The sequence below is a fragment of the Mucilaginibacter sp. genome, from assembly GCF_028288105.1.
Lineage (GTDB): Bacteria > Bacteroidota > Bacteroidia > Sphingobacteriales > Sphingobacteriaceae > Mucilaginibacter.
Genome location: NZ_JAQBOI010000236.1, coordinates 1 through 13,656, shown reverse-complemented (window position 1 = coordinate 13,656; position 13,656 = coordinate 1). Strand labels below are relative to the sequence as shown.

The window sequence follows — 13,656 nt, the reverse complement described above, 5'->3', positions numbered from 1 at the left end:
CCCGAGGATATTGAACTGCTTGAAAAGGAAATGGACCGGATGAACGAAACCCTGCCCGAGTTGCGGCACTTTATTTTACCTGGTGGCAGCAACGCTATATCGTACTGCCATATAGCACGCTGCGTATGCCGCAGGGCCGAAAGGTTGAGTGTACACCTGGCAGAAGAGAGCAAGGTTGACGAAAAAGTGAATATTTATCTGAACAGGCTGAGCGATTACTTGTTCACCCTTGCAAGGATGATAGGATACGCTGATAAAATCCCTGAAAACCAGTGGATACCACGGATATAAAAATATTACAAAAAAATATTGATAATCAATTTAAAAATATTATACTTTTGCGAAAAAGCAAAATTTACCACTTTAACATAAAAACATGTATTGGACACTTGAATTAGCATCGCACCTTGAAGATGCGCCATGGCCTGCCACAAAAGACGAATTAATTGATTACGCCATACGTTCAGGAGCGCCGGTAGAGGTTATTGAAAACCTGCAGGCACTTGAAGATGATGGTGAACCGTATGAAAACATAGAGGAGATATGGCCGGATTACCCGACCAAAGACGACTTCTTTTTTAACGAAGACGAGTATTAACTTTATCTTCGGTTAAACTATTGAGAAGCCCTGCATGCAGGGCTTTTTTTTGTTTTATGCCTCTTTTGGAATGATTTTAGCTTTATGGAGTAAACAAACAATTGCTTACACTAAAAATATTTAACATGAGAGGTTTATTATACATTATCGCTGTTATCCTGGTTATAGGATGGGCATTCGGATTTTTTTACGCAGGTTCTACTGGTATTATCCATATACTGCTGGTTATAGCTATTATAGCATTGCTTTTAGGCGTTATCAGGAGGGCTTGAGCCGGGATAATTTAATAACTAATAACACGAGAACCCTGTTGATACAGAGTTTTTCATGCGCAAAACTTTTTATAATAATGTTGGTTTATAATATACATCAATAAAAAAAACTAATTAAACACACAACACTATGAGAAGCTTATTGTACACCATCGCAGTTATTTTGGTAATAGTATGGATATTTGGAGCATTTATCTCTCCATTTGGCGGTAATATTATTCACGTATTATTGGTAATAGCCATAATCGCTTTATTATTAGGTGTAATAAGAAGGGCCTGATAAATTTTATCGTACTTACAGCCATCAGCTTAAAGCTGGTGGCTTTTTTTGTTTATAAGGGCTTCGGCAATGGCAATATCCTCGGGGAAAGTAATTTTGATATTGCTGTGATCGCCCTCTATCAATGTGATTTTTACGCCGCTTTGCTCTACAACCGAAGCATCATCGGTAAAATTATCCGTATAAGGCTGTTCGTAAGCTTTCTTTAATAAAGCCAATTGAAAGGTTTGCGGGGTTTGTACCAGGTAAATGCTGTCGCGGTTTAAATTGGTTGATGTACCATCTTTTATCTGCCTGATAGAATCGCGGCTTTTAACGGCTGTTACAGCGCTTCCATGCGCTGCTGCGCATCTGTAAGCTTCATTGATAATATCTGCGCTTACCAGCGGCCTTACAGCGTCGTGTATAGCAATTAGTGCATCTATCCCGGTAATTTGATCAATCGCATTTTTAACAGAATGGAAACGGGTTTCGCCACCGGCAATTAAAAGGTGCGGGATGGTGAAATTATGCTTGCTGCAAAGCGTTGCCCATAGTTGATGATAATCTGCATGCAGGGCCAAAATAATTTGTGGCGATGACGCGCTTTCATGAAACACCCTGATAGTATGCATCAACACCGGTTCGCCGCAAAGCTCAATAAACTGCTTAGGCAATACCGATCGCATCCGGCTACCCGAGCCACCTGCAACGATGATGGCGTAAGTTGATTTCGAATTTCGGATTTCGGATTTCGGATTTGTGACCTGCATGTTTCTGTGCAATATAAACGCTCTTATTTAAAATTTTGTGGATTCATGATCACGCCGCATTCCATGATAAACGCAAATATATAGGGAACATTAAGAAAAAATACCGAAAATGCTTTAATGCAAAAACTTTTGAAGTTTTCGTTAGCTATATCCGTATTTACACTTCGTAAAACTATAAACTTAAACCAAAAATAAACTATAGCAGGTGTCCATATAATGAAAATAAGCTGTATAATGCTTTGAGAAGGCAGCAAAAACGGGAGATTTAAAAAGTGCAACGCGGCAAAAACAAAAAGAAAAGCAATAAAGAAACAAAATTGCTTATTGGTAATATTTCCCGGTTTGTTTAACTTAATGTAAATGATCGTGTTCGCAACAGCAAAAATTAATATATAAAGCAGTTTCATGAGTAAGTTACAAGGTGAAGGTAATTCAGATATTCAATTTCGGATCTGCATGCGGAGGCTAATTTACGATTTGCCGGTAAATAAAAATGTCATTCCCATAGGAATGACATTTTGTATGATAAATCCGAAATCGAAACTTCGAAATCCGAAATTAAATAACCAGCATCGCGTCGCCGTAGCTGTAGAAACGGTATTTTTCTTTTACCGCTACTTCATAAGCATTCATTACATGTTCGTAACCGCCAAATGCGCTAACCATCATTAATAGCGTTGACTCTGGTGTGTGGAAATTGGTGATCATAGAGTTGGCAATGCTAAACTCGTATGGCGGGAAAATGAATTTGCTGGTCCAGTCGTTAGCGGGTTTTAATATCCCACCGGCAGAAACAGCCGACTCAATAGCACGCATTGATGTTGTACCAACAGCGCAAATGCGTTTTTTTCTTTCGATACCACGGTTTACGATATTAGCCTGTTTATCTTCAATAATAAACTGCTCCGAATCCATTTTGTGCTTGGTCAGATCTTCCACCTCAACCGGGCGGAAAGTTCCTAAACCAACGTGCAGGGTGACTTCGGCAAATTCAACACCTTTTAATTCAAGGCGTTTCATTAGCTCGCGGCTAAAGTGCAGGCCGGCAGTAGGGGCGGCAACAGCGCCTTCGTGCTTAGCAAATATGGTTTGGTAACGTTCTTTATCGTCGGCAGTAGCCTTGCGTTTAATATATTTTGGAAGCGGTGTTTCACCAAGTATTTCCACGTTACGGCGAAACTCTTCGTCGGTACCGTCAAATAAGAAGCGGATGGTACGGCCACGTGACGTGGTGTTATCAACAACTTCGGCAATTAACAAGTCGTCATCACCAAAGTAAAGTTTGTTACCTACACGTATTTTACGGGCAGGGTCAACCAAAACGTCCCAAAGGCGAAGTTCTTTGTTTAGCTCGCGAAGTAAAAATACTTCAATGGTAGCTCCTGTCTTTTCTTTGTTCCCATACATACGCGCCGGAAACACTTTTGTATTGTTCAGGATCATTACATCCTGGTCGTCAAAATAATCCAGTATATCCTTAAATATTTTATGCTCAATTTTGCCCGAATCGCGGTGTAGAACCATTAAACGTGATTCGTCACGTATATCTGACGGAGAATGAGCAATTAATGATTCGGGTAAATTGAATTTAAATTGAGATAATTTCATGCTTATATATATGAATTTTCAGGGCGCAAATGTACGGATTTTTTGTTATTTTTCACGCTTTTTTTGATGGTATGATACAGTTAATACTAAAATCAAAAATAACTGTAACTTAACTGCATTAACACAGTCTAACAAATACTGTTTTTATTAAAGCAAAAATCGATACCCCCGGCAGGCCCGGTTACATCAAAATAACGATATGATAATACTAAAACTTATCCGGGAAAGCTTCTTGTTTGCGTACGATGCGCTCAGGCAAAACAAGCTGCGTACAATGCTTTCGTTATTGGGCGTAACCATTGGTATTTTCACCATTATAGCGGTATCATCGGCAGTTGATACATTGCGTAATAACTTGCAAAAAAGCGTGGATAAGCTGGGCAGCAATAGTATTTATGTACAAAAATGGCCGTGGGTGGGCGAGGATAACTTTCCGTGGTGGAAGTATATGCAAAGGCCTGTACCTAAACTGCGCGACTTTGAACAGTTATCGCGCCGCAGCCAAACAGCCAAAGCGCTTTCATATGAAATAGGCATTGATAACCGTACCGTTAAATACCTGAGCAACACGGTTGATGGCGCGCAGATAGATGCTGTATCGCACGATCACGATAAAACATGGAATTTTAACTTTCAGGATGGCCGGTACTTTACAGATATTGAATCGAGGACAGGGGCACCGGTTACAATTATTGGTGCCGATATAGCCGACGCGCTTTTCCCTGATGGTACAGGTGTTGGTAAACAAATAAAAATTATGGGCCGCAAGGTTACCATTATAGGCGTATTTACCAAAGAGGGTAAAGATATGCTGGGTATTACCAGCGATAACGAGATATTGCTGCCACTAAATTTTGCCAAAAACGTTATTGATATCGAGAACGAAAAATACAACCCGCAGATAGTGGTGCGTGGTCAGGATAACCTTAGCGACGTGGAAGTAGAGAGTGAAGTACGCGGCTTAATGCGTTCTATTCACAGTATCCGCCCGGGTGGCGAGGACGATTTTTCGCTGAACAAATCAACCATATTAACCAACCAGCTCGATCAGCTTTTTGGTATCATTAACAAGGGTGGTTTTATAATAGGTTTGTTTTCTATCCTGGTGGGTGGTTTTGGTATAGCCAATATCATGTTTGTATCGGTTAAAGAGCGTACCAACATCATTGGGATACAAAAATCACTTGGAGCTAAAAATTACTTTATTTTATTGCAATTTTTAATAGAAGCCATTGCATTGTGCCTTATGGGTGGGCTTATAGGCCTGTTCATGGTTTACCTGGGCACTTTTGCGGTGAAGGCCGCGGCAGATGTGCAGGTGGTACTTGATGCCGGGAATATTATATACGGAATAAGCATATCTGTTACCATAGGTGTATTATCAGGTATTATACCGGCATACTTTGCCTCAAAACTTGATCCGGTAGAAGCGATAAGGACGAATTAATTACAGGTTGTAAAGTTGTTGGTGACACCACCACAGGTGTTCGAAACGATCAAAATAACGCTCAAACTCCAAATTTTGGCTAAAGCCTTATAAGATTTGTTTGTAATCCGTTGGCTAAAGCCAACGGCAATGATAAATGGAAGTGATTTTTAATTTCTTAGTCATTGCCGTCCCATTTATGGGACGGATAGAGAAATAAAAAAATGGGCTTTAGCCCAACTTTATGTCCGAACACCTATAATGACAACACCAGCGGAGAGATTTTACTCATTCAATTGCGTCTTAGCGTCTTTGCGAGAAATAATTTACGAAAACATAAGTTAACACCTACATCTTCAAATCATCCGCAGGAATAACCACCCTACGGTATTTAGATACTTTTTCAAACAATACATCCGGAATGAAAGGCTTGGTCAAATAATCGCACATACCGGCCTCAAAAGCTTTGTTGTGGGTTTCGGGCATTGCATCGGCAGTGAAGGCTATAACAGGTAGGTCCGGGTGGTTTTGTTTAATAATTGCTGTTGCTTCAAAACCGTCCATTACCGGCATCTGTAAGTCCATTATAATCATGTCGTAAAGGGTTCTTTTTACCATATCAACAGCTATTTGGCCATTAATGGCTTCATCTACACTGGCTTGCCATTTTTTAAGGAATTTTGCCGCTATCATCAGGTTCATTTTGTTATCATCAACAACTAAAATACGCATGCCGTTAAGGTTAGGTGGCAGTATAACACTGGTATTGATAACAGATGTGTTTGGCAAGTGAGTTGCTTGCCCTGCCGTAGGAAAGCGAATGGAGAAAATAAATTTGGTGCCTTTACCCAATTCGCTAAACACTTGTATACTGCTTTCGTAAAGCTCTATAAGGCGTTTGGTAATAGCCAGCCCTAAGCCAGTGCCACCATAATTATGGCTAATGGTTTGTGGCCCTTGTATAAATGGGTCAAACACAATGGCAATGTTTTCGGCAGCAATGCCAATGCCTGTATCGGCTATTGTAAATTTAATGGATACTTCGTTGCTGCTTATCTGCCCCTCGTTTTCCAGCACAATGCTCACCTTGCCTTCATGCGTAAACTTAACCGCGTTACTCACCAGGTTTGTGAGTATCTGCCCCAGGCGGATCTGGTCGCCCATTAAAAATTCGGGGATGCTGTCATCTGCTATCAGTTCAATATCAAGGTTCTTCTCAACTGCTTTTAAATAGAACGATTGCCTGATATTTTGCACCAGCTGGTGTATGTTGAACGGTATATTGCTCAACTGCAGTTTGCCGGCCTCTATTTTATTATAATCTAAAATATCATTAATGATAGCCAACAAATTTTCGCTGCTAAACTTAAGAGTGTTTAGGTACTCCAGTTGCTCGGGTTTTGGGCTTTCTTCTAACAGCAGGTTGGTTGTACCTATAACAGCGTTCATTGGCGTACGTATCTCGTGGCTCATGATAGACAGGAACTCCGATTTGAAATGCGAAGAACGCTCGGCCTGTTCTTTGGCCGATATTAGTTCCTCCCTTACCTTTTGCTGTATGGTTATATCTTCGCCAATACTGGTAGTTTCTTTAATGTTGCCATTCTCGTCATAACTAACCGTGTTTTGCCAGCTAATGGTGCGCAGTTCGCCATTGCGGCAAATAATTGGGTTAACGTAATGTGCCCTTATGGCGTTATTGCTGAACCATCCCCTCAATATATCCCGGTGTTCATCGGTTACAAAGTGTTCCATCCAGTCCATACCCAATATTTCCATCTGGCTGTATCCCAGCAAATTGGCCAGGTATTTATTGCAAAAAATAACCCGGCCCTGGGCATCTAATGATAGAGCTACCAGTTTTATGGTTTCCAGTACTAATCGGTATTTGTTCTCGGTTCTGCGGTAATCAATTTCGGCTTGTTTGCGTTGGGTAATATCTTGCAGGGTACCAATAATTTTACGTACCGTACCATCTTCACGATACATTAGTTTACCGGGAATAACGCTGATGTGTTTAATATTCCCTTTTGGCGTAATAATGCGGTATTCGTATGAGGCGCCACTATTATCAGCATCTTTAAAAAGATGTTTTACAATATACTTATCATCCGGGTGTATATATTTTAACAGTAATTTACCAAAGCGCGATACCGCAGCATCTGTGTTACATACCTCGTAAATGGAGTTAACTTCATCACTCCAGGATAACATATTTGATGTGCTATCCCATTTCCAGTTACCTATTTTAGCAATGGTTTGGGCTTCAAGTAATTCGGCCTGACTGATCTTTATCGCTTTCTCTCTCAGTTTAGATTCGGTAACATCCTGTATAATACCAACCACACGTTTCAATTGGCCATCCTCATCCTGCAGTAAATCGCCGCGTAATATTTTTAAATATTTTAAATTGCCATTTGGGGTAATAAATTTATGTTCCAGGCTATTTTCTACAACCGAATTAATATGGGATAAATAGTTGGCGGCCATGTCACGGTCGTCCGGGTGCACCAGGCTCAGGTAATATTCAAACCTGGTAAAACCTTCTGGGATATAGGTTATCTCTAATATATTGAAAAGGTTTTCTGACCAGTAGTTCTTTTTGTTCTCGCTTTCGTACCACCAGTTGCCTGTTTTGGCAATGTCCTGGGCTTGTAGCAGCAGGTTCTTATTTTCAATTAAAGCATCGGCATGTTTCTTTTGCTCTGTTATATCTGTAACTGCAATAGATATGCGCCTGGTATAGTTACCGTTAATATCAACCACCGGCGATGCTTTCGCTATAAACCATGCAGGCTCGCCATATACCGATTCAAACTCCAGGCTAATGCTTTTAGTATACTTTAAAACATAGTCATAAGCCTCCAAAAATGGTTTAGCCCTTTCGGGGCCAATAGCTTCTATCAATGTTCTATTCAGGAAAGATTCGGCCTTTAAATAGTCGGGAGTTTGCGGGCCGAACCATACATTAATGCAAATCCTATTCTCGTCAAACTCAAAAATGGTATAATTAATAGAGCTGATAAGCGCATGCAGCTGCTGTTGACTGTGGCGCAGTTTTTCGGCATTAGTTATTAATGATTCGTTAAGCTGAATAATATTGTTCACCGCTTTTTTAAACTGCATTTTATAAGCCAGCGTTACCAGGAACGATACATAGGCTATCAGTGTAAAAACAACCAGCAAAATAATAAGTATACTTACCGAAATTCCAACTTTTGGGGCGGTGTAGTAGGCCGCAACTAAAGCAATAATATTTAATATGCTAATGCTTATAAACTCGCGGCGTTGTTTGCAAAATAAGGTTAAAGCAACAAATATGGTGATGGAACAGAAAACATATACGTGCGCAAAACTGTTCACACCTAATAATATGTAATTATTTACAAAAAGGTACGAGCATATGGTAACGTATACCATAACTTTAAACAGGCCCTTGTTTTTACTGTACGATAAGGCTAAGGTTACTATACAAAAAGCGCAGTTAACTAAACGCAGCCAAATAGGATCATAAGAATTGTTGTAGCACAGGTAATGCAGGGATGGACTGGCTATAAATAAGCCCAATAAAATAAGCCTGTAAATAGTAATGTCGTTTTCAATTAATAGCAGCACCCTGTTTTTAAACGACATATACAGCGGCCAGTTTTTTAATTATACCAAACAACATAGGGGATAAAGCCATAATTACTTAATAAGAATTTTACAAAGAGTAAATATATCTTAAAGGCTAATAATACGCAGATTTATTTACATTTGTTGCAAATACTATTTTAAATTCTATGTCTGAAACTGCACAATTAAAGATTGGTGATAAAACTTACGATTTGCCGGTGATAGAAGGTACCGAGGGCGAAAAGGCTATTGATATTTCTAAACTGCGCGATCAGAGTGGATATGTTACGTTAGATATTGGTTACAAAAATACCGGTGCTACAAAAAGTGCTATAACTTTTTTAGATGGCGAAGTAGGTATATTAAAATACCGTGGTTATTCTATAGAGCAACTGGCAGAAAATTCCAGCTTTATTGAAGTGGCCTACTTATTAATATATGGTAACCTGCCAACTGCCGAACAACTGCAGGCATTTGAATTTGAAATAAGCCACCATACCCTTGTACACGAGGATATGAAGAAATTTTTTGATGGCTTCCCTTCGGGTTCGCACCCAATGGGGCAGTTGTCATCATTAATTGGCGCGCTGGCTGCCTTTAACCCGGCATCATTAAAACCGGGCCTAACTGCCGAAGAGGTAAACCTGGAGATCATAAAACTGATTGCCAAAATGAGCACTATTGTATCATGGATATACAAAAAATCATTAGGGCACCCGGTTATATACCCACGTAACAAACTGGATTATGTAACCAACTTTATGTACATGACCTTTGGGCAGCGTACAGAAGATACAGAGATAGACCCGGTTGTAGTTAGCGCAATGAACAAGCTGCTGATACTGCATGCCGATCATGAGCAAAACTGTTCAACATCAACCGTGCGTATAGTAGGTTCATCAGATGCTAACCTTTACGCGTCAATATCTGCAGGGATCTCTGCGCTTTGGGGCCCGCTGCATGGTGGTGCTAACCAGGCAGTGGTAGAAATGCTGCAACAAATAAAAGAAGACGGCGGCGATACCGATAAATGGATAGCCAAAGCAAAAGATAAAAATGATCCGTTCCGTTTGATGGGTTTTGGCCACAGGGTTTACAAGAATTTTGACCCGCGTGCCAAGATCATTAAAAAGGCATGCGATGATATTCTTGAAAAATTAGGTATCAACGATGAAACTTTAGAGATAGCCAAAAAGCTGGAAGAAGTAGCCCTTAACGATCCATACTTTGTAGAGCGCAAGCTTTACCCTAATGTAGATTTTTACTCGGGTATTATTTATACCGCGCTTGGTTTCCCTACAGATATGTTTACCGTACTGTTTGCTTTAGGCCGCCTGCCGGGATGGATTGCCCAATGGAAAGAAATGAAAGCTAACAAAGAGCCTATTGGCCGCCCGCGCCAGGTATATGTTGGCGAAACAAACAGAGAGTATACGGATATTAAGAAAAGGTAGAGCCTCACCCCAACCCTCTCCAAAGGAGAGTGAGTTTGAAAATTAACGCTGTAGCTTAAGTCCTCCCCTTTGGAGAGGATTTAGGTGAGGCCAAGCCGGCCTTATTGCCGATTGACTCACCCCGATTACGCTACGCTGGTCAAGCAAAGACCGGATGAGTAAACTCACAGATTTTAAAAAATATTACATAATTTAAAGCCCGCCGCACGACGGGCTTTTTTTATACAAGCAATGACCACACGCGAAATATTAAAGCAGTATTGGGGACATGACAGCTTCCGGCCGTTGCAGGAAGAGATCATCACATCGGTATTGCAGGGTACAGATACATTAGCTTTACTGCCAACAGGCGGCGGTAAATCGGTATGTTTCCAGGTGCCCACCCTTGCCCGGGAGGGGATCTGTATTGTGGTATCGCCCCTGATAGCCCTGATGAAAGACCAGGTAGAAAACCTGAAGGCAAAAGGGATTGAGGCCATAGCCATAGTATCGGGCATGGGCAAGCGGGAAGTAGATATTGCTTTGGATAATTGCGTTTATGGCCCGGTAAAGTTTTTGTACCTGTCACCAGAGCGTTTACTATCCGAACTGGTTCGCGAGCGGATCAAATATATGAAGGTTAATCTTTTCGCGGTTGACGAGGCGCATTGTATTTCGCAATGGGGTTATGATTTCCGCCCGTCGTACCTGCATATTTCTGATCTGCGCGAGCTGCACCCTAATGTGCCCGTGCTGGCTTTAACCGCCACAGCTACCGCCGAAGTAAGGGACGATATACAGGAAAAGCTTTTATTTAAACAAGGCATAATTTATCAGCAAAGTTTTGAGCGTAAAAACTTACGCTACGTGGTGCAAACCACCGAAGATAAATTCCGCAAGCTGCTGGACGTGGCCAATGGCATAAGCGGTAGTGGTATAGTATATGTACGCAGCCGTAAAGAAACGTTTGAAATAGCTAAATTTTATCAGCAAAACCATATACAGGCCGATTATTACCACGCCGGCCTGCCAACTGACGAGCGGTCGGCAAAGCAGGAAGCATGGAAGAATAACCGCAACCGTATCATGGTAGCAACAAATGCCTTTGGGATGGGGATTGATAAACCCGACGTGAGGTTTGTGATACATAAAGATATGCCCGATAGTCTGGAAGCCTATTACCAGGAGGCAGGCAGGGGAGGTCGTGATGAGAAAAGGGCCTACGCTGTACTATTGTATAACCCAACAGACAGAATAAGGCAGGAAAAGAAATTTATCCAAAACTTCCCATCGGTTGAGGAGATAAAGCAGGTTTACCATTACCTGGCCAATTATTGCCAGATAGCCTATGATGCCGGCGAGGGGGTGAGCTTTGATCTTGATCTGGGTGAGTTTTGCAGTCGTTTTCAACTGGATGCCATTAAAACCCTTAATGCCTTAAAATTTTTAGAGCAGGATGAGTACGTGGCCTTTAACGAAAGCGTTTTTCTGCCCTCGCGATTCAGGTTTGAGGTGTTGAATGAAGAATTGTATAATTTCCAGATCCAAAACTCTGGTTGGGATCAATTTATTAAAACCTTGCTGCGTTCGTATGGCGGCTCTTTCGAGAATTATGTACGTGTAAAAGAGTTTGATATAGCCAAACGTACCGGCATGAACACCCAGCAGGTTATTAATGGCTTAAAACAATTGCAGGATTTTAACCTGTTAAGTTACCTGCCCCAAACAGATAAACCGCAGATAACCTGGTTAAAACCACGGCAGCACGCCAATAACCTGTATATAAATAAGGTGTTTATAGATCAGCGTAAAGAGACCTATCGTAAAAAGATGGAGGCTGTTTTCGCTTACGCGGAACATAAACGCTGCCGTAGCCAAATGTTGCTTGGTTACTTTGATGAAACCAACGCGAGCAAATGCGGCGTATGCGATGTTTGTCTGGAAGAACGCCGCCAAAAAAACGCCGACGAAATATTTGACGATATCACCAATGAGATAGTAGAACTGCTGAGCACCGATGCGCGCACCATAGATGAATTGATAACTTCCCTCAAGCTTGGTACCGAAAAGGAACGCATAGAAACCATTCGCTTACTGCTGGATGCCGGTAAGATAAAAACAGATGGCGGGAATTATTATTTGTAAGGAAGTTATTGCAACCCTATTTTTCTTATAATGCCAGGGAAACCTTCTGAAACATAAACAATGCCGGCGGCATCAACAGTTATACCCGAAAGTGATGAGAAAGATGCGTTTTGGCTTAGGCCATCTGTTGTTCCAGGCCAGCCGGTGCCTGCAAAAGTCGTTACCTCTCTTTCAGGGGTAATTTTACGTATTACGAAGTTGTCGGGGTCGGCAACATAAATGTTTCCTTTGGCATCAGCGACTATTGCTGTAGAGAATCCAAACGTAGCCTGGGTACCCACACCGTTTTTTAGCCCACCCGTTTCGTTCCCTGCAAAAGTGGTTACAACACCTTCTTTTGTTATTTTACGTATGCGGCGCATGTCAATTGCATACAAGTTACCGCTTTGGTCAATTGTTAGTCCGCTGAGGTTTTCAAAACGTGCCGATGTGCCTATGCCGTCATTATATCCATTCTCGCCCCCGGCAATAACGGATAACACACCATCCGTACTTATTTTCCTTATATCATGATCTGTAGCCACAAAAATAGTCCCTTCAGGGTCTACTACAATGCCGCTAACCTGGCCTATATTGTGTAACAATGGGTTGTATTTTGTAGAGATCATTTTTATGATACGATTGGGGGTTATCTTAAATATCCTGCTGCCGTAAAAATCGTCTACTACGTACACGTTGCCTTTTGCATCTGTCGTTACTTTGTAAGGGTTACTAAAAAAACTTGGAGAATTAGTGCCTTCTTCGTAGAAAGAATCGCCTCTAAGAAAAAGGGACGCGGTTCCGGAGCCGTCAATTTTGTCTAATTGAGCGATATTAATCTCTATAGCATAAATACTTCCCAGCATATCTATGGTAATATCGCGTAAGTAATGAAAACTCATCTTTTTCTTCCTACTATCATATATACCTTCGCCATTTAGCCCCGCATAGGTAGTTACCATCATAGCGGATGTATAAGTAAACACCGGCCCCATAGCTGGTGTACCATTATTAACTGATACACTTACTTTGCCCGCACCCGCGCTTAACGGAACTATTACAACTATTTTAGTATCGGTAGCTGATATTATTTTCGCGGCTTTTCCATTAAAATATACGGAATCCTTGGTCGCGTCGCTATTAAACATCTTGCCATTAATTTCAACAACCGTATTACACGACCCTGAATTTACGCTCAGCGAAGTAATGCTTACAGGAATATCCTGCGGGATCTCTATCGGTTTTTGCTTGTCTTTTTTACAAGCCGGCAAACAGGTTGCCAATAAAAGTATCGAGATAAAAGTAAATGCCCTGTCCCTGAAAAATGCTACCATAGTTTATGGTTACATAATTAAGGATAATTAATGGCTTACACGAAACAAGATTTTTAAAAGTTGACAGACCCATCCCTTTTGCCGATGCTGTAAAGGTCAACTAATTCGGTAACAGAATTAGCTTTAAAGAATAAAGCTAAAACGTTATGCGAAACATTAACAATGACCTCACTTTAAAACGTAACTATTTAAATAAGTATCGCTTTCTGATAAG

At 41.1% G+C, this 13,656-nt stretch carries 11 protein-coding genes; 7 read left to right on the top strand and 4 right to left on the bottom strand.

What is annotated here, in order from left to right; genetic code table 11:
• From JWQ85_RS16150 to JWQ85_RS16135, 4 genes are all read left to right on the top strand, one after another.
• Positions 1-291, top strand: a 291-nt coding sequence (locus JWQ85_RS16150; RefSeq protein ID WP_299469808.1) for an ATP:cob(I)alamin adenosyltransferase, incomplete at its 5' end; no start/stop codon positions are given.
• Between the two features lie 85 nt (positions 292-376).
• Positions 377-598 (top strand): DUF2795 domain-containing protein, encoded by a 222-nt coding sequence (locus JWQ85_RS16145; RefSeq protein ID WP_002996718.1) that lies wholly within the window; start codon positions 377-379, stop codon positions 596-598.
• A 125-nt stretch (positions 599-723) separates the two neighbouring features.
• Positions 724-870 (top strand): lmo0937 family membrane protein, encoded by a 147-nt coding sequence (locus JWQ85_RS16140; protein ID WP_134337579.1) that lies wholly within the window; start codon positions 724-726, stop codon positions 868-870.
• 130 nt (positions 871-1,000) lie between these two features.
• Positions 1,001-1,150: a lmo0937 family membrane protein gene (locus JWQ85_RS16135; RefSeq protein ID WP_299469804.1), complete on the top strand. Its 150-nt coding sequence runs from the start codon at positions 1,001-1,003 to the stop codon at positions 1,148-1,150.
• Positions 1,151-1,179: 29 nt separating this feature from the next.
• On the opposite strand, the gene JWQ85_RS16130 is transcribed toward JWQ85_RS16135, so the two are convergent.
• The gene (locus tag JWQ85_RS16130; protein ID WP_299469802.1) at positions 1,180-1,902 is read right to left on the bottom strand and encodes a 2-C-methyl-D-erythritol 4-phosphate cytidylyltransferase; all 723 of its coding nucleotides are present in this window, start codon (positions 1,900-1,902) and stop codon (positions 1,180-1,182) included.
• Between the two features lie 558 nt (positions 1,903-2,460).
• Entirely contained in the window at positions 2,461-3,510 is a 1,050-nt protein-coding gene (queA, locus tag JWQ85_RS16125) for a tRNA preQ1(34) S-adenosylmethionine ribosyltransferase-isomerase QueA (protein WP_299469800.1), read from the bottom strand.
• A 199-nt stretch (positions 3,511-3,709) separates the two neighbouring features.
• Here queA and JWQ85_RS16120 point away from each other — a divergent pair, with 199 nt between their 5' ends.
• Complete coding sequence (locus JWQ85_RS16120; protein ID WP_299469798.1) at positions 3,710-4,957, top strand: ABC transporter permease; 1,248 nt, start codon at positions 3,710-3,712, stop codon at positions 4,955-4,957.
• Positions 4,958-5,284: 327 nt separating this feature from the next.
• On the opposite strand, the gene JWQ85_RS16115 is transcribed toward JWQ85_RS16120, so the two are convergent.
• Positions 5,285-8,569 carry a PAS domain S-box protein gene (locus JWQ85_RS16115; protein ID WP_299469796.1) on the bottom strand — a complete coding sequence of 1,095 codons (3,285 nt, stop codon included), beginning with the start codon at positions 8,567-8,569 and terminating at the stop codon, positions 5,285-5,287.
• Positions 8,570-8,718: 149 nt separating this feature from the next.
• Between JWQ85_RS16115 and JWQ85_RS16110 the strand changes: the two genes are divergently transcribed.
• Both JWQ85_RS16110 and JWQ85_RS16105 read left to right on the top strand, forming a co-directional pair.
• On the top strand, positions 8,719-10,005 hold the full coding sequence (locus JWQ85_RS16110) for a citrate synthase (RefSeq protein ID WP_299469794.1): 1,287 nt from the start codon (positions 8,719-8,721) through the stop codon (positions 10,003-10,005).
• A gap of 231 nt (positions 10,006-10,236) precedes the next feature.
• The gene (locus JWQ85_RS16105; protein WP_299469792.1) at positions 10,237-12,129 is read left to right on the top strand and encodes an ATP-dependent DNA helicase RecQ; all 1,893 of its coding nucleotides are present in this window, start codon (positions 10,237-10,239) and stop codon (positions 12,127-12,129) included.
• 5 nt (positions 12,130-12,134) lie between these two features.
• Here JWQ85_RS16105 and JWQ85_RS16100 read toward each other — a convergent pair whose 3' ends face one another.
• Positions 12,135-13,442, bottom strand: a complete 1,308-nt coding sequence (locus JWQ85_RS16100; RefSeq protein WP_299469790.1) for an IPT/TIG domain-containing protein — start codon at positions 13,440-13,442, stop codon at positions 12,135-12,137.
• Positions 13,443-13,656: the final 214 nt, after the last annotated feature.

Bases quoted from the DNA above. Each gene is read 5' to 3' on its own strand.
- JWQ85_RS16145 (WP_002996718.1), top strand. From the start codon at position 377: ATGTATTGGACACTTGAATTAGCATCGCACCTTGAAGATGCGCCATGG.
- JWQ85_RS16140 (WP_134337579.1), top strand. From the start codon at position 724: ATGAGAGGTTTATTATACATTATCGCTGTTATCCTGGTTATAGGATGG.
- JWQ85_RS16135 (WP_299469804.1), top strand. From the start codon at position 1,001: ATGAGAAGCTTATTGTACACCATCGCAGTTATTTTGGTAATAGTATGG.
- JWQ85_RS16130 (WP_299469802.1), bottom strand. From the start codon at position 1,902: ATGCAGGTCACAAATCCGAAATCCGAAATCCGAAATTCGAAATCAACT.
- queA (WP_299469800.1), bottom strand. From the start codon at position 3,510: ATGAAATTATCTCAATTTAAATTCAATTTACCCGAATCATTAATTGCT.
- JWQ85_RS16120 (WP_299469798.1), top strand. From the start codon at position 3,710: ATGATAATACTAAAACTTATCCGGGAAAGCTTCTTGTTTGCGTACGAT.
- JWQ85_RS16115 (WP_299469796.1), bottom strand. From the start codon at position 8,569: ATGTCGTTTAAAAACAGGGTGCTGCTATTAATTGAAAACGACATTACT.
- JWQ85_RS16110 (WP_299469794.1), top strand. From the start codon at position 8,719: ATGTCTGAAACTGCACAATTAAAGATTGGTGATAAAACTTACGATTTG.
- JWQ85_RS16105 (WP_299469792.1), top strand. From the start codon at position 10,237: ATGACCACACGCGAAATATTAAAGCAGTATTGGGGACATGACAGCTTC.
- JWQ85_RS16100 (WP_299469790.1), bottom strand. From the start codon at position 13,442: ATGGTAGCATTTTTCAGGGACAGGGCATTTACTTTTATCTCGATACTT.